Raw genomic sequence first — 15218 nt, forward strand, 5'->3', positions numbered from 1 at the left:
CGACGTCACCGTGCCGCGCGCCGTGCGTCCCACGCCGCGAGCAGTTCGCGCTCGCGCTCCGGAGACAGGCCCAGGACCGTGTCGCCCTGACGGTAAGGGCCCTTCGCGGGGCCCCGCTCGCGCAGCCACTCCCAGGTGGCGCCGACGGTGTCGGCGAGCGGGCGCGGTCGCATGCCGGCGGCCTCGGCCTTCGCGGACGAGGCCGCCCAGATACCCGCGAGGTCCGGGATGTCCGCTGCCCACAGGGGCAGGCCCGTCCACACGGCGACCTCGTGCTCCAGCAGGAAATCGTCGTCGACCCACACCGGTTCGGCATCCGAGCCGGTCACCCGGGCGCAGTGCGCGAACAGCGCGCCCAGCGTGTCACCGGCGCCCTCGCCGATTCCGCCGGCCACCAGATAGCGGTCGCCGTCGCCGGCCTCCGCCCGGTCGAGCCCGAACGCGGCGATGTCCCGCGCGTCCACCAGCCGTACCGGTCGCTCCGGGCCGCCGGGCACCAGCACCCTCCCGCCCCGGGCGAAGCGTTCGAGCCACCAGAGCAACCGCCCCGTGTTCTCGTAAGGCCCCACGATCATGCCGGGGTTGAGGATCAGCGCACGCCCGGCGAAACGCTGCTCGACCGCCCGCTCGCAGCCGGCCTTGAGAGCGTTGTGGACGACGTCGCCCGGCGCGGCGTCGGGTGCGCACCCATGGCGGGCGGACGTCTCGTCCACCGGCTCGCCGGGCCAGCCCGCGAAGGCGTGGAAGGACGACACGAACAGGTATGCCTCGGCGTGACCGGACAGCGCCTCGGCCGACCGCGCGACCACGCGCGGCTCCAAACCGCACGTGTCGACGACCAGGTCCCAGGCGCGCCCCTTCGTGAGCCGGGCCAGGTCGTCCGCGTTCTCGCGGTCCCCGCGCACCACTTCGGCCCCGGCCGGATCCGGGCCCGATCTGCCCCGGTTGAACACGGTGACCTCGTGACCTCGCCGTAACGCCTCGGCCACGAAGGCACGGCCGAGGAACACCGAACCGCCCAGTATCAGTATCCGCATGGCTACGATCATGGCCTCCACCTGTGTGTCGGCGCCATGGTTCCCGCCATGTCGCCGACACACAGGTGGAGTTCAGCGCGCGCTGGTGGCGCGGGCGGCGCGGCGCAGGCGGGCGCGGGCGGGGTCCTGTCCGGGATGCGCGGCCGCCGGCGCGGACTTGGTGGGGTTGGGCCGTACGAACAGGGTGACGGTGACGCCTTCGGCGAAGCCGTTGCGGCGCATCAGGGCCGCCGATGCCTGGTTGTCGCGTTCCACGTCGGTGATGATCCGGGAGGCGCCGGCCGCGAAGAGGGCGTCGCAGCAGCGTTCCACGAGCGCGCTGGCGACGCCCTTGCCCCGTGCCCGCTCCTCCAGGGCGATCCACTCGAGGTAGCCCCAGTCGTCGCGCTCGTCGTAGGAGAGCGATCCGAGGACGAAGCCGAGCAGCCCTTCGTCGTCCACGGCGACCCAGCACGCCTCCGGCTGTGTGTCCCAGTGCACGGCGACCGAGGACAGCGACCACGAGGTGTACGGCATCGCGTTCACGTCGTAGGCGCGGTAGCCGAGGTTCAGAACGGCATCGAGATGGGACAGTTGCATGGGAGTTACGTCGATATGGTCCATGTGTGAATCATGGCATAGCGGACACAATTGACGATTGGGCCCGTGGCGGCCGTCCCGGTCACCCGGGCAGTTGGTCACCCGGGCAGTTGGTCCGGCGTCGGGTACGACGGCTGGGCGCCGGGCCGGGTGACCGAGACGGCCGCCACGCGGACCGCGTAGCGGACCGCGGCCACCAGCGGCGTACCGTCCGCGAGTTGGGCCGCCAGCGCGCCGGTGAAGGCGTCGCCCGCGCCCGTGGTGTCCACGGCCTCGACCGCGATGCCCGGCACGGGCACGGCGTCCGGCGCCGTGGCGTCCAGCACCAGGGCGCCGTCGGAGCCCAGGGTGACCACGACCGACCGGGCTCCCGCCCGGCGCAGTGCCGCAGCCCACGCGGCCGGGGCGCCGTCCGTGAGGCCGGACAGCTGCCGGGCCTCGTGCTCGTTGACCACCAACGGGTCGGCCGCGGCGAGCAGTTCGGGGTCGAGGACGTCAGGTGCCGGCGACGGGTTGACCACCGCACGGGTGCCGGTCTCCCGGGCGACGGCGACCGCCGCCCGTACGGTCTCGAGCGGGATCTCCAGCTGGAGCGACACCACGGACGACGCCGCGAAGACCTCGCGCGCCGCGGTCACGTCGGCCGGGGCGAGGCGGGCGTTGGCGCCGGGGGAGACCACGATGGAGTTGTCCCCGTCCGGCCCGACGACGATCATCGCGGTGCCGGTGCGCATCCCCGGGCCGGCCAGCACATGACGTACGTCCGTGCCGGCCGCGCGCTGCGCGTCCAGCAGCAGTTCGCCGAAGGCGTCGTCGCCGACCCGGGCCAGCAGGGCGGTGCGGGCGCCGAGCCGGGCCGCGGCAGCGGCCTGGTTGGCGCCCTTGCCGCCCGCCGACTCGACCAGGTCCGTACCGAGCACGGTCTCGCCCGTGCCCGGGCGCCGGTCCACCCGGACCGTCAGATCGGCGTTGGCCGAGCCCACCACCAGGACGTCGTACACAGGGTTCTCGCTCAACTCGCTCACTTCGTCATTTCCGTTCCCCGGTCACCAGCACGACCGGTACTTTCACCGTGCGCGGCAGGGTCCTGCCCTCGGCGGCCCGGAGCGCCCACTGCACCGCCTGTCTGCCGAGCAGCTCCGGCTGCTGGGCGACGGTCGCGGTCAGGGTGCCGTTCCGTACGGCCGCGATCCCGTCCGGCGTGCCGTCGAAGGCCACGACCTTGACCGCCTTGCCGGAGGAGGAGCCGAGCGCCTTGGCCGCGCCCAGGGCCATCTCGTCGTTGGCGGCGAACACCCCGGTGATGTCGCGGTGGGCCTGGAGCATGTTGGCCATCACGTCCATGCCCTTGGTGCGGTCGAAGTCGGCGGGCTGGCGGGCGACGACCTCGATGCCCGGGAAGGCCCTGATGCCCTCCTCGAAGCCCCGGCCGCGCTCGCGCGCCGCCGAGGTGCCGGGCTGTCCCTCCAGGAAGGCCACCTTGCCCTTGCCGCCGAGCGCGTCGGCCAGCGCCTTCGCCGCCATCCGGCCGCCCTCGACGTTGTCGGAGGCGATCGTCGTGCCGACGTCACCGCCGTTGACCCCGCGGTCGATCGAAATCACCGGTACGCGGGCCCGGTTGGCCACCTTCACCGCCGGGACCGCCGCGTCGGAGTCCACCGGGTTGATGACCGCCGCCCTGACGTTCTGGCCGGCGAAGGTCTCCAGCTGATTGACCTGCTGCACGGGGTCGTTCTGCGCGTCCGTGATGTTGATCTTCAGTCCGCGGGCCTTCGCCTCGGCCTGCGCGCCCTCCTTGATGCCGACGAAGAACGGGTTGTTCATCGTCGACAGCGCCAGTCCCAGATCCGTGTGCCCGCCCCGGTCGCAGCCGGTCAGCACGGTCGCCGCCAGCGCGACCGCCGCGGCGCAGGCGGCCGTACGCCCCTTCGCCACGTGCCCCTTCGCCACGTGCCCCTTCGCCACGTGCCCCTTCGCCACGCGCCCCTTCATCGCGTGCCCCGGCGGCGCAGCGTGTCGAGCAGCACGGCCACCGCGATCACCAGGCCGGTGGCCACCTGCTGCCAGAACGCCGAAACGCTCAGCAGGTTGAGGCCGTTGCGCAGTACCGCGAGGATCAGCGCGCCGATCAGGGTGCCGGACGCCTTGCCGGAACCCCCGGACAGGCTCGCCCCGCCGATCACCACGGCGGCGATGGCGTCCAGTTCGTAGCCCACCGCCGCCTGCGGCTGCGCCGAGGTGAGCCGGCCGGCCAGCACGATGCCCGCCACCGCCGCGAACAGCCCGGACAGCGCGTAGATGACGAGCTTGCGGCGCCCGACGGCGATTCCCGACAACCGGGCCGCCTCCTCGTTGCCGCCGATGGCGAACATCGCCCGGCCCGCGTAGGTGCGGTTGAGGACCAGCGCGGCGATCAGCCCCATGGCGGCCAGCACCAGGACCGGCACCGGCAGCCAGCCGCCCAGGGTGTCGCCCAGCGCACCGAGGGAGGACGGCAGGGCGATCGGCGAGCCGCCTGAGATCACCAGGGCGAGTCCGCGGCCGACCGACAGCATGGCCAGGGTGGCGATGAACGCGGGCAGCCTCCCGTACGCGACCAGCGCGCCGGAGACCAGCCCGGCGCCCGCGCCCACGGCCAGCCCCAGCAGCACGGCCGCCCACACCGGTATGCCCTGGTCGGTCGCGGCCCAGGCGACGACCGTCGCCGAGAGCGCCGCCACCGAGCCGACGGACAGGTCGATGCCCGCCGACACGATCACGAACGTCACGCCGAGCGCGAGGATCGCGGTCACCGACGCCTGCACGCCGACATTGAGGAGGTTCTGCCCGTTCAGGAAGTCCGCGGACAGCGCCGTCATCACCACGGTCAGGGCGATCAGCCCGCCCAGCGGGCCGTTGCGCAGCACCGCCCGCGCGAACCACTGCCCGGGGGTGCTCCCCGGCACCCGAAGCACCTCAGCCGACATCGGAGCCCTCCATTGCGCTCACATTCGCGGTCATCGACCGCACCGCCAGTTCCATCACGGCGTCCTGCGTGGCCTCTTCGCCCGTCAGCTCGCCGACGAGCCGGCCCTGGGCCATCACCAGCACCCGGTCGCTCATCCCCAGTACCTCCGGCAGATCGCTGGAGATCATCAGCACCGCGCAGCCCGCCGCCGTCAGCTCGTTGACGAGCCGGTAGATCTCGACCTTCGCGCCGACGTCGATGCCGCGCGTGGGTTCGTCGAGGATCAGCAGCCGGACCCCGGCCAGCAGCCACTTGCCGATGACGATCTTCTGCTGGTTGCCGCCGGACAGCGTCCGGGCGCTCTGCCCCAGCCCGCTCATCCGCACCTTCAGCCGCTCGGCGACCGCGGCGGCCTCGCGGCGCTGCGCCCGCCGGTCGACGAAGCCGCCGCGCGTGTCGCGGGGGAGCCGGGCGAGGGTGAGGTTGTCCTGCAACGAGGCGTCCAGGACCAGCCCTTGGCCCTTGCGATCCTCCGGGACGAGCCCGAGCCCGGCACGCATCGCCGCCCGTATGCCGCCGGGGGCCAGCGGCGCGCCGTCGACCTCGACCGTTCCGGCGTCGTACCGGTCCACGCCGAACAGCGCCCGCGCGACCTCCGTACGGCCCGCGCCCACCAGCCCGGCCAGGCCGACGACCTCACCGGCGCGCACCTCGAAGCCGACGTCCTCGAAGACCGGCCCGGCCGGTCCGCCGTGCCGGGTCAGCCCGCGCACGCGCAGCAGCGGCGCGCCCGGCCGCTCGGGCCGCTCGCGGGGGTACTGCTCGGCGATGTCGCGGCCGACCATCAGCCGGATCAGCTCGTCCTCGCCCACGCCGGCGGGGACCTCGGCCACCGAGCGGCCGTCCCGCAGGACGGTGACCCTGTCGCCGAGGGCGGCGATCTCCTCCAGGTGGTGGGTGATGAAGACGATGCCGACGCCGCTCTCGCGCAGTTCGCGGACGATGCCGAAGAGTGTGTCCACCTCCTCGGAGGTGAGCACCGCGGTCGGCTCGTCCATGATCAGTACGCGGGCGTCCAGGCTCAGCGCCTTGGCGATCTCCACCATCTGCAGCCGTGCGACGCCGAGTTCGGCCACCGGGGTGCCGGGCGGTACGTCCAGCCGCACCCGGCGCAGCAGTTCGGCGGCGCGTGTGTGCAGGGCGCGCTTGTCGATCAGGCCGAACGCGCCGCGCGGCGGGCGGCCCAGGAAGATGTTCTCGGCCACGCTCAGCCGGGGTACGAGGGTGAACTCCTGGTGGATGGTGGCGATGCCCAGCCGTTCGGCGTCCTGCGCGGAGCGGATGACGGCCTCCTGCCCGTCCACCAGGATGCGGCCGGCATCGGGGCGGTGGACGCCGGAGAGCATCTTGATGAGGGTGCTCTTGCCCGCGCCGTTCTCGCCGAGCAGGACGTGCACCTCGCCCGCGTGCAGGGTGAGGTCCACGCCGTCCAGGGCTCGTACGCCCGGGAACGACTTGGTGACTCCCGTCATGCGCAGCAGTTCGCGTCCGCCGGTCATGCGCCGCTCCTTCGGGGTGCAGATGCCGATGCCGGTGCTGATGCCGGTGCCGGTTCGCCGCAGGAGCGGCGCGGTACGAGGTGGGCGGGGAGCAGTACGGACGCGGGTTCGTTCCCCTCGATCCGCTCGAGCAGCGTGTGCACGGCGGCCCGGCCCAGCTCCCGTGTGGGCTGGGCGATCGCGGTGAGCGGGGGATCGAGGTGGGCGAACCACGGCACGTCGTCGAAGGCCACGAGCGCCACGTCGGCGGGGACGCGCAGCCCGCGCGCCCGTACCTCGTCCAGGGCGCCGAGCGCCATGAGGTTGTCGGTGGCGAGCACGGCGTCCGGCGGTTCGGGCAGGTCCAGCAGCGTGCGCATCACCCGCTGCCCGCCGCCCGCCCGGGGGTCGGGCGAGGCCCCGACGCGCTCGGGCGGCAGCGGGATGCCGTGCGCGGCCAGGGCGGTGCGGAAGTGCTCCAGGCGTTCGTCCCCGGTCGGGGTGCCGGCGGGGGCGACGATCACGGCCGGGCGGCGCCGGTCCAGCGCGGCGAGGTGCGCGGCGAGCGCGGTCAGGGCCGCGCCGCCCTCGGCCCGTACGCACGGGGCGGCGACGCCGGGGACCGCGCGGTCGAGCAGGACCAGCGGGGTGCCGGAGGCGACGGCCTCGCGCAGCATGGCGGACCCGGTGCCGGCGGAGCTGACCATCAGCCCGTCGATGCGGCGGTCGAGCAGGGTGCGGATGTAGTCGTCCTGCTGCTCGCTGCTCTCCCCGGCGTTGCCGATGATCAGGCTGTAGCCGAGCCGCCGGGCCTCCTGCTCCACGGCGTCGGCGAGTTCGATGAAGAACGGATTGCGCAGATCGCTGATGACCAGCCCGAGCGTCCGGGTGCGGGCGGTGCGCAGCGCGCGGGCGACGACGTTGGGCCGGTAGCCGAGCTCCTCGACGGCGGCCAGGACCCGCTCCCGGGTCTCGGCCACGGGGGAGCGGCCGTTGAGCACACGGGAGACGGTGGCGACGGAGACGCCGGCCCGTTCGGCCACGTCCTTGATGTTCGCCATGACACCTCGCATGTAATCGATTTCGTGGGGGACAGGTAATCGATTACACGCGGGCCGCGTCAAGGCGGCTGTCGTGTGGCGCGCACCACACGCGAGGGCTTCGCTCTGTGTAGCCGGACGACTTCTCCGAGTCGCGGGAGCGGTCGGCCGGAGGCATGCTGAGACGGCTGCGGCTCGGTTTCCGAGTGAGACCCGAGTGAGGCCCGAGTGAGGTTGGAGCGAGGGGAGAACTGCGGTCATGACAGCAACTGCTCTCCGCCGGCGGACGCGTCAACCGTCCGGCACGGACGCCCTGTTCACCCGGCTCACGGAGCTCCCCCCGGGGCCCGAGCGCACCCGGCTGCGGCAGGAGGTGATCGCCGCCTGGCTGCCCATGGCCGAGCGCATCAGCGTGCGCTACCGCTCGAGCGGCGAGAGCCCCGCCGACCTGCGCCAGGTCGCCGCCCTGGCCCTGGTGCGCGCCGTGGACCGGTTCGATCCGGCGCTGGGCTTCGCGTTCGAGTCCTTCGCCGTCCCCACGATCAACGGCGAGCTCAAGCGCCATGTCCGCGACCATGTGTGGTCCCTGCACATCCCGCGCAGGGACCAGGAGTTGCGGGCCGCCGTCCGCTCCGCGCGGACGCGGCTGGAGCAGCAGGGCTCCGGTGCGCCGGTCACCACGGCGGCGCTGGCCGCGGAGACGGGGCTGACCGAGGCGGAGGTGCGGCGCGGCATCGATGCCGACGGCGTGCACCACACGCTGTCGCTGGACCACCCCGTCGACGCCGCGGGCGAGATCGTGCTCGCCGACACGCTGGGCCTGGCCGACGGTGCGCTGGAGCTGGTCATCGACCGCCAGTCCCTCCGGCCGTTGCTGCACGCCCTGCCCGAGCGGGAGAAGTCCGTCCTGTACTGGCACTTCTTCGGCAACCTCACCCAGCAGCAGATCGGCGCGCGCCTGGGTGTCTCCCAGATGCAGATCTCCCGCATCCTCAGCCGTACCTGCGCGCAGCTGCGCCGGAAGCTCCTCGCACCGGCCTGAAGCCCCCGGCCTTGAAGCCCGTGACCGGAAGCCCGTGACCGGAAGGACGGTCGCCATGTCCTCACAGCACACGCACCTGACCCCCGACCTGCCGCCCGTCGTCGAGATCCCCGATCTCCCCGGCGCCGCCGGCGACGCCGAGCGGGCGCCCGCCCCCGAACAGGGAAGTGGCGCCCATCAGGAGAACGATGGGCGCCACGAGTGCGCGGCCGACGGCTCGGGCGGCTGACCGTAGCCGTGTCGCGCGGGTTGTGTGATCGGTCTGTGCGGCCTGCTGCCGGGGAGATCAGCCGTTGACGCAGGTGTTCCCGAAGGTGGGGTTCAGCAGGGCGACGATGTCGATCGAGTTGCCGCACAGGTTGATCGGGAGGTGGATCGGGACCTGGATGACGTCCCCGGAGAGGACGCCGGGGGAGCCGACGGCCGCGGCCCCTGCTCCGGCGTCGGCGGACGCAACACCCGCGGAACCGGTGATGATTGCGCCGACGGCCGCGGTGGTGAGGGCTGCCTTGGCGATTCGCGACATGGCTGAACCTTTCTAGGGGGTTTTGAGCGCCAATTGTGACCGGCGGTTCCAGGCGGGATGCACCAAAATGGGCTTTTCGGGCGGCATTTAACCCGTAAAGGGCAATAAGTCAGATGTGATACAAGGGGTTTGACGGGGGAATCCCGGCGCGCGGGCGTCGAGCGGGCGTCAATGCGGCGGCTCGTGGATCACCCGGAGCCCCTGCCCGGTCCCGCGCGGGTTTGGCGCGGCCGCCCTTGCCTACGTACAGTTCCTGGGAAGTTTCAATCGAACGTATGGACTGGGAACGACAGCGGCGATGACGGTCACTGAAGAGACGGGTATCGATCCGGAGCGCATGGCGATCTGCCTGAGCGTGCTCCAGGAGCTCGACGAGCTCCCGGTCGACCACCCCGACGCGATCATGGTGCGGCGAGCCACCTCCGGTATCTACCGCACGGTGAAGCAGCGCCGCCGCCAGGAGCGCCGCGCCGCCAAGACGGCCCACGACAAGGCCGTGACGGAGGCCACCGCCACCGGCTCCGCCGAGCGCATCGACGACGAGACGCAGGGCATCCTGCCCAGCTCCACCGCGCTCGGCGAGATCGCGGGCATACTCGTGCGGCCCCGGTCCTGCTACGTCTGCAAGGACCGCTACACCGAGGTCGACGTCTTCTACCACCAGCTCTGCCGCGCGTGCGCCGCCGAGAACCGGGGCCGCCGCGACGCCCGCGCCGACCTGACCGGCCGGCGTGCGCTGCTCACCGGCGGCCGGGCGAAGATCGGCATGTACATCGCGCTGCGCCTGCTGCGCGACGGCGCGCACACGACGATCACCACGCGCTTCCCGAACGATGCGATCCGCCGCTTCAAGGCGATGCCCGACAGCGACGAGTGGATCCACCGCCTGAAGATCGTCGGCATCGACCTGCGCGACCCGGCGCAGGTCGTCGCCCTCGCCGACTCCGTCGCGGCCGAGGGCCCGCTCGACATCCTGATCAACAACGCGGCCCAGACCGTGCGCCGTTCCCCGCGCGCCTACAGCGAGCTGGTCGGCGCCGAGTCCGCGCCGCTGCCCGCCGGCGAACTGCCCGCGGCCGAGGTGATCGGCGCCTTCGGCAGCGGTGCCGTGGACGCCGTCGCCGCCCTGCCCGCCGGGCGCGACGGGGGCCTGACCGCCCAGGACGTCACCGACCTGGCGCTCGTCGGCGGCTCGGCCTCGCTCGCCCGGATCGAGGCCGGCACCGCGATCGACGCGGGCGGCCTGGTGCCGGACCTGGACGCCACCAACAGCTGGATCCAGACGGTCTCCGACGTCGACCCCGTCGAGCTGCTCGAAGTGCAGCTGTGCAACTCGACCGCGCCCTTCATCCTCATCAGCCGGCTGCGCCCGGTCATGGCCGCGTCCCCGGCCCGGCGCAAGTACGTCGTGAACGTCTCCGCGATGGAGGGCGTCTTCAGCCGGGGCTACAAGGGCGCGGGACACCCGCACACCAACATGGCCAAGGCGGCGCTCAACATGCTCACGCGGACCAGCGCCCAGGAGATGTTCCAGGCCGACGGCATCCTCATGACCAGCGTGGACACCGGCTGGATCACCGACGAGCGCCCCCACCCGGACAAGGTCCGGATGGCGGAGGAGGGCTTCCACGCGCCGCTGGACCTCGTGGACGGCGCGGCGCGGGTGTACGACCCGATCGTCCGCGGCGAGGAGGGCGAGGACCTCTACGGGTGCTTCCTGAAGGACTACCGGCGCGCCAACTGGTGAGCCCGCGGGTGCAGCGCCGCGTACTCCAGCGGCGCCGACGGGTCCACCGACACATCCAGCGGTGCGGGCTCGGCGCCCGCCCGTACCAGCAGGTCGCCGACCGCCGCGATCATCGCGCCGTTGTCGGTGCACAGCCGCAGCGGCGGTACGCGCAGCTCGATCCCGGCGGCGGCGCAGCGCTCCTGTGCGAGCGCGCGCACCCGTGAGTTGGCGGCCACACCGCCGACCACGACCAGGGTGCCCACGCCGTGCGCGGTGCAGGCGGTCACGGCCTTGCGGGTGAGGACGTCGGCCACGGCCTCCTGGAGCGAGGCGGCGCCGTCGGCGACCGGCAGCGGCCGTCCGGCCGCCCGGTGGCCCTCCGCCCAGCGCGCTGCGGCCGTCTTCAGGCCCGAGAAGGAGAAGGCGTACGGCTCGTCGCGCGGCCCGGTGAGGGGGCGCGGGAAGGGCACCGCGCGCGGGTCGCCCTCGCGTGCCGCGCGGTCCACGGCGGGCCCGCCCGGATAGGGCAGGCCGAAGACGCGGGCGACCTTGTCGAAGCACTCGCCGGCCGCGTCGTCGAGGGTGTCGCCGAGGTGCGTGATCGGATCGCGCGCCAGGTCCCGGACGAGCAGCAGTGAGGTGTGGCCGCCGGAGACGATCAGCACCACGCAGGGATCGGGCAGCGGCCCGTGCTCGAGGGTGTCGGCGGCCACGTGTCCCGCGAGGTGGTGCACGCCGTACAGCGGTACGTCCAGCGCGTACGCCAGGCCCTTCGCCGCCGCCACCCCGACCTGGAGGGCGCCCGACAGGCCCGGGCCGGTGGTCACCGCGACCGCGTCGATGTCGGCCGTCTCCAGGCCCGCGTCGGCGAGCGCCGCCCGGACGACCGGGGCGGCCGCGTGTACATGGGCGCGGGCCGCGATCTCCGGGACGACGCCGCCGAAGCGGGCGTGCTCGTCCATGCTCGAGGCCACCGCGTGGCCCAGCAGCCTGCCCTCCCGCACCAGACCGGCACCGGTCTCGTCGCAGGACGACTCGATACCCAGCACCACCGGTGAACGCTTCTTCTGCCTCTTCATAGTAGTTGCACATCCTATGCAACAAGCTCGGGGCGAGCCCCGGCTCCCCGGGCATCCGCCCAGGTCAGTAGAGTTCCGGCGTGACTGACCTCCCCCTCACCGTCGTGGGCATCGGCGCCGACGGCTGGCCCGGCCTCGCCCCCGCGTCCCGTGACGCCCTGCGCCGGGCCGAGGTCCTCGTCGGAGGCCCGCGCCAGCTCGGCCTCGTGCCCGCGGAGTGTCCCGGCGAGCGCGTCGCCTGGCCGTCGCCCCTGCGCCCCGCGATCCCGGGGCTGCTCGCCGCGCACGCCGGGCGGCGCGTGTGCGTCCTCGCCAGCGGCGACCCCATGTTCTTCGGCATCGGCCGCACGCTCGCCGAGGTGCTCGGCGCCGGGCGGCTGCGGGTGCTGCCGCACCCGTCCTCCGTCTCCCACGCCTGCGCCCGCCTCGGCTGGCCGCTGCACGACACCGAGGTGATCAGCCTCGTCGGCCGTCCGCTCGCCGCGCTCGCCGCCGCCCTGCACCCGGGCCGCCGGCTGCTGCTGCTCTCCGCCGGAGCCGGTACGCCCGCCGAGGTGGCCGCGCTGCTGCGCGAGCGCGGGTTCGGGCCGAGCCGGATGACCGTGCTCGAACAACTCGGCGGCGACCGCGAGCACCGCGCCGAGGGCACCGCGCAGGACTGGCCCCACCCGCCCGGCGACCCGCTGAACGTCATCGCCGTCGAGTGCCACCGCGAAGCCGGGGCGCCCCGGCTGCCGCTCACCCCCGGGCTGCCGGACGAAGCCTTCGAGCACGACGGCCAGCTGACCAAGCATCACGTACGGGCCGCGACGCTCGCCGCCCTCGCCCCCGCCCCCGGCGAACTGCTGTGGGACGTCGGCGGCGGCTCCGGGTCCATCGGCATCGAGTGGATGCGCGCCCACCGCTCCTGCCGCGCCGTCAGCGTCGAGCGCGACCCCGTACGGGCCGGACGCATCGCCCGCAACGCCGAGTCCCTGGGCGTACCCGCCCTGCGCGTCGTCACCGGCGCCGCGCCCGAGGCACTTGGTCAACTGCCCGCGCCCGATGCCGTGTTCATCGGCGGCGGCCTCACCGCGCCAGGCCTGCTCGAGGCCTGCTGGCGCGCGCTGCCCGAGGGCGGGAGGCTGGTCGCCAACACCGTCACCCTCGAGTCCGAGGCGCTGCTCGCCGACTGGTACCGGCGCCACGGCGGCGAGCTCACCCGTATCGCCGTCTCCCGCGCCGTCCCCGTGGGCGGCTTCACCGGCTGGCGCCAGGCCATGCCGGTCACCCAGTGGTCCGTCGCCAAGGAAGGCCAACCGTCATGACCGTGTACTTCATCGGTGCCGGCCCCGGGGCCGCCGACCTCATCACGGTGCGCGGCGCGCGGACCCTCGCCCGCTGCGGCGTCTGCCTCTACGCGGGCAGCCTCGTGCCCCGTGAACTCCTCGCCGAATGCCCGCCAGGCGCCCGCCTCGTCGACACGGCGCGGCTCACCCTCGACGAGATCACCGCCGAGTTCGTCCGGGCCCACGAGGCCGGGCACGACGTCGCCCGGCTGCACTCCGGCGACCCGTCCGTCTTCAGCGCCGTCGCCGAGCAGATGCGCCGCCTCGACGCCGCGGGCATCCCGTACGAGATCGTCCCCGGCGTCCCCGCCTTCGCCGCCGCCGCGGCGGCGCTCGGCCGTGAACTGACCGTGCCCACCGTCGGCCAGACCGTCATCCTCACCCGCATCGCCCGCCAGGCCACCCCCATGCCCCCCGGCGAGGACCTCGCCACCCTCGGCCGCAGCGGCGCCCTGCTCGTCCTGCATCTCGCCGCCCGCCATGCCGACGAGGTCGCCGCCGAACTGCTCCCGCACTACGGCCCTGACTGCCCCGCCGCGGTCGTGGCCATGGCCAGCCGCCCCGGCGAACTCGTCCTGCGCGGCACGCTCGCCGACATCGCGGACCAGGTGAAGGCGGCCGGAGTGGTGCGCACCGCGGTGATCATCGTGGGCCGGACGCTGGCCGCGGAGCAGTTCCCCGACAGCCACCTCTACTCGGGCGGCCGCGACCGCGAGCACACGCCTTGTCTGTGAGTGCCGGGGGCGGGTGAGGGCCGGGGGTCAGCCGACGGGCTCCCGGTCGAGGTGGGCGCCGACGTGCGAGGTCAGCTCCCAGTCCGACCGGCCCCGGTACTCGCGCCACACGGCCCGCAGCGCCGCGACGGCGAGGAGGACCGAGTACGGCGGGCCGCCGACGAGCAGCTTGACGTAGTGCACCGGCCGGATGCGGAAGCCGTACGCGCGGCCGAAGTCGTGCAGGGCGACGGCCTCGAAGACCATCATCGCGGCCATCGGCAGCATCGGCAGCCACGCCGCCAGCGCGACGGCCAGCGGGACTCCGCCGACGAAGGCGATGAGCAGACCGAAGGGGATCATCACCCCGGTCGCGGCCTGGAGGAACGGCGTGCTGAGGGTGTAACGGGCGAGGACCCGCTGCCGGAACCCCGGCAGCCTGCGCCACTCGCCCTTGCGCAACACCTGGAGGAAACCCTGGTTCCAGCGGGTGCGCTGCTTGAGGAGAGCGGTGAGTGAGTCGGGCGTCTCCTCCCGGGTGACGAGCGCCGCGTGATAGGCGACGACGACCTTGGCGCCCTGGCTCGACAGCCGCACCCCCAAGTCGCAGTCCTCGGCGAGGCAGTTGCCGTCCCAGCCGCCCGTCTCGCGCAGCAACGCGGCCCGGACGAAGACGGTGTTGCCGCCGAGCGGTATGAAGCCCTTGCGGGCGTGCAGGTGCAGCCGGCTGCGGAACCAGAAGAAGTACTCCAGGCAGTTGCGCAGGCTGTACCAGCTGGAGTGGTAGTTGACGAGCTGCACCCCGCCCTGCACGACGTCGGCGTTCTCGCGGCGGAAGGCGAAGTCCACATGTCTGAGCAGATCATGGTGGACGATGTCCTCCGCGTCGAAGACGCCGACGATGTCGCCGCTGGTGTGCGCCAGGGCGGTGTTCAGGGCCTTGGGCTTGTTCTTGGACTCGTGCGTGTCCACCACGACCTTGACCATGTGCGGGTGCTCGGCGGCCAGTTCATGGGCGATGGCCGAGGTGCCCGGGTCGTCGTGGCCGACGATCACCACGATCTCGTACGCGGGATGGTCGATGCGCAGCATCCCCTCGACGGTGTGCCGCAGGACGGCCTCCTCGTGCCGGGCGGGCACCAGAAGCGAGAACGACAGCCCGTGCAGGCCGTCGGGTTCGGCGAACGCGGTGGACTCCAGCACTTCGGGAGTGCGCCATGCGTGCATCATCCACCACAAGGTCACACCGGCCAGGGCCATGAGAACCACCGAGTCCAGTACGAGGACCACGGAGAGCATGTATTCCCCCCACGATTTCCGATTGTGTACTCCCCATTCCCATGGGGAAGTTAGCACGCCTGCCCCATGGTCCCCGTGGAATCGGGATACGGAATTCACGGTTCTGCCGAGAACGTCCTGACCTGCGACGTCACTTCGCGCCGCCGGTGGCTCATTTGCTTCTGGTCATGTGCCGTTGTGGTGTGCCAGCCTGTCTCGTCGTCGGCCCGGCCGGGCCCTGGGGGAGGCACGTCGTGAGGAATGCCGCGCTGCGGCCGAATGTCCGGAAGGTCGCGGAGCCCGTCGCACCCCGAGAGGAATCAAGACCTCCGACCCGCCGCCGGAAAAGATTGCGCGCGGATTTCGTCCTGGTGACATTTCT

General features: G+C 72.9%; 15 protein-coding genes. 5 read left to right on the plus strand and 10 right to left on the minus strand.

The window, feature by feature from the left end:
* Positions 1-5 precede the first annotated feature (5 nt).
* The 7 genes from ACV530_RS18365 to ACV530_RS18395 form a co-directional block, all read right to left on the minus strand.
* Positions 6-1037, minus strand: a complete 1032-nt coding sequence (locus ACV530_RS18365; protein ID WP_494333599.1) for an NAD-dependent epimerase/dehydratase family protein — start codon at positions 1035-1037, stop codon at positions 6-8.
* Positions 1038-1109: 72 nt separating this feature from the next.
* Positions 1110-1640, minus strand: coding sequence for a GNAT family N-acetyltransferase (locus ACV530_RS18370; RefSeq protein WP_494333600.1), 531 nt, complete (start codon positions 1638-1640; stop codon positions 1110-1112).
* 74 nt (positions 1641-1714) lie between these two features.
* Entirely contained in the window at positions 1715-2617 is a 903-nt protein-coding gene (locus ACV530_RS18375; protein WP_494333632.1) for a ribokinase, read from the minus strand.
* 28 nt (positions 2618-2645) lie between these two features.
* On the minus strand, positions 2646-3596 hold the full coding sequence (locus ACV530_RS18380; RefSeq protein WP_494333601.1) for a D-ribose ABC transporter substrate-binding protein: 951 nt from the start codon (positions 3594-3596) through the stop codon (positions 2646-2648).
* An 8-nt stretch (positions 3597-3604) separates the two neighbouring features.
* A complete protein-coding gene (locus ACV530_RS18385) occupies positions 3605-4582 on the minus strand; it encodes an ABC transporter permease (protein WP_494333602.1) in 978 nt (325 codons plus the stop codon).
* Positions 4572-6122 carry a sugar ABC transporter ATP-binding protein gene (locus ACV530_RS18390; RefSeq protein WP_494333603.1) on the minus strand — a complete coding sequence of 517 codons (1551 nt, stop codon included), beginning with the start codon at positions 6120-6122 and terminating at the stop codon, positions 4572-4574. The genes ACV530_RS18385 and ACV530_RS18390 overlap by 11 nt, the downstream gene beginning before the upstream one ends.
* A complete protein-coding gene (locus ACV530_RS18395; protein ID WP_494333604.1) occupies positions 6119-7162 on the minus strand; it encodes a LacI family DNA-binding transcriptional regulator in 1044 nt (347 codons plus the stop codon). The genes ACV530_RS18390 and ACV530_RS18395 overlap by 4 nt, the downstream gene beginning before the upstream one ends.
* A 238-nt stretch (positions 7163-7400) precedes the next feature.
* On the opposite strand from ACV530_RS18395, the gene ACV530_RS18400 reads away from it, so the two are divergent.
* Positions 7401-8183: a sigma-70 family RNA polymerase sigma factor gene (locus tag ACV530_RS18400; RefSeq protein ID WP_494333605.1), complete on the plus strand. Its 783-nt coding sequence runs from the start codon at positions 7401-7403 to the stop codon at positions 8181-8183.
* A gap of 55 nt (positions 8184-8238) precedes the next feature.
* Positions 8239-8412, plus strand: a complete 174-nt coding sequence (locus ACV530_RS18405; protein ID WP_494333606.1) for a hypothetical protein — start codon at positions 8239-8241, stop codon at positions 8410-8412.
* 57 nt (positions 8413-8469) lie between these two features.
* Here the strand turns inward: ACV530_RS18405 and ACV530_RS18410 are convergent, their stop codons facing one another.
* Positions 8470-8709 carry a chaplin gene (locus ACV530_RS18410; protein ID WP_494333607.1) on the minus strand — a complete coding sequence of 80 codons (240 nt, stop codon included), beginning with the start codon at positions 8707-8709 and terminating at the stop codon, positions 8470-8472.
* A 298-nt stretch (positions 8710-9007) separates the two neighbouring features.
* Between ACV530_RS18410 and ACV530_RS18415 the strand changes: the two genes are divergently transcribed.
* Positions 9008-10456, plus strand: coding sequence for an SDR family NAD(P)-dependent oxidoreductase (locus ACV530_RS18415; protein WP_494333608.1), 1449 nt, complete (start codon positions 9008-9010; stop codon positions 10454-10456).
* Here ACV530_RS18415 and tsaD read toward each other — a convergent pair.
* The gene (tsaD, locus tag ACV530_RS18420; protein ID WP_494333609.1) at positions 10435-11517 is read right to left on the minus strand and encodes a tRNA (adenosine(37)-N6)-threonylcarbamoyltransferase complex transferase subunit TsaD; all 1083 of its coding nucleotides are present in this window, start codon (positions 11515-11517) and stop codon (positions 10435-10437) included. The two genes, ACV530_RS18415 and tsaD, sit on opposite strands and share 22 nt — an antisense overlap.
* 80 nt (positions 11518-11597) lie before the next feature.
* Here tsaD and cbiE point away from each other — a divergent pair, with 80 nt between their 5' ends.
* Both cbiE and cobM read left to right on the plus strand, forming a co-directional pair.
* The gene (cbiE, locus tag ACV530_RS18425) at positions 11598-12824 is read left to right on the plus strand and encodes a precorrin-6y C5,15-methyltransferase (decarboxylating) subunit CbiE (RefSeq protein WP_494333610.1); all 1227 of its coding nucleotides are present in this window, start codon (positions 11598-11600) and stop codon (positions 12822-12824) included.
* A complete protein-coding gene (gene cobM, locus ACV530_RS18430; protein ID WP_494333611.1) occupies positions 12821-13579 on the plus strand; it encodes a precorrin-4 C(11)-methyltransferase in 759 nt (252 codons plus the stop codon). The genes cbiE and cobM overlap by 4 nt, the downstream gene beginning before the upstream one ends.
* A 27-nt stretch (positions 13580-13606) precedes the next feature.
* Here cobM and ACV530_RS18435 read toward each other — a convergent pair whose 3' ends face one another.
* Positions 13607-14857 (minus strand): glycosyltransferase family 2 protein, encoded by a 1251-nt coding sequence (locus ACV530_RS18435; RefSeq protein ID WP_494333612.1) that lies wholly within the window; start codon positions 14855-14857, stop codon positions 13607-13609.
* Positions 14858-15218 lie beyond the last annotated feature (361 nt).

The organism is Streptomyces sp. SX-6, from assembly GCF_059089585.1.

Bases quoted from the DNA above. Each gene is read 5' to 3' on its own strand.
- ACV530_RS18390 (WP_494333603.1), bottom strand. From the start codon at position 6,122: ATGACCGGCGGACGCGAACTGCTGCGCATGACGGGAGTCACCAAGTCG.
- cobM (WP_494333611.1), top strand. From the start codon at position 12,821: ATGACCGTGTACTTCATCGGTGCCGGCCCCGGGGCCGCCGACCTCATC.
- ACV530_RS18415 (WP_494333608.1), top strand. From the start codon at position 9,008: ATGACGGTCACTGAAGAGACGGGTATCGATCCGGAGCGCATGGCGATC.
- tsaD (WP_494333609.1), bottom strand. From the start codon at position 11,517: ATGAAGAGGCAGAAGAAGCGTTCACCGGTGGTGCTGGGTATCGAGTCG.
- ACV530_RS18385 (WP_494333602.1), bottom strand. From the start codon at position 4,582: ATGTCGGCTGAGGTGCTTCGGGTGCCGGGGAGCACCCCCGGGCAGTGG.
- ACV530_RS18370 (WP_494333600.1), bottom strand. From the start codon at position 1,640: ATGGACCATATCGACGTAACTCCCATGCAACTGTCCCATCTCGATGCC.
- ACV530_RS18365 (WP_494333599.1), bottom strand. From the start codon at position 1,037: ATGCGGATACTGATACTGGGCGGTTCGGTGTTCCTCGGCCGTGCCTTC.
- ACV530_RS18400 (WP_494333605.1), top strand. From the start codon at position 7,401: ATGACAGCAACTGCTCTCCGCCGGCGGACGCGTCAACCGTCCGGCACG.
- ACV530_RS18410 (WP_494333607.1), bottom strand. From the start codon at position 8,709: ATGTCGCGAATCGCCAAGGCAGCCCTCACCACCGCGGCCGTCGGCGCA.
- ACV530_RS18435 (WP_494333612.1), bottom strand. From the start codon at position 14,857: ATGCTCTCCGTGGTCCTCGTACTGGACTCGGTGGTTCTCATGGCCCTG.
- ACV530_RS18395 (WP_494333604.1), bottom strand. From the start codon at position 7,162: ATGGCGAACATCAAGGACGTGGCCGAACGGGCCGGCGTCTCCGTCGCC.
- ACV530_RS18405 (WP_494333606.1), top strand. From the start codon at position 8,239: ATGTCCTCACAGCACACGCACCTGACCCCCGACCTGCCGCCCGTCGTC.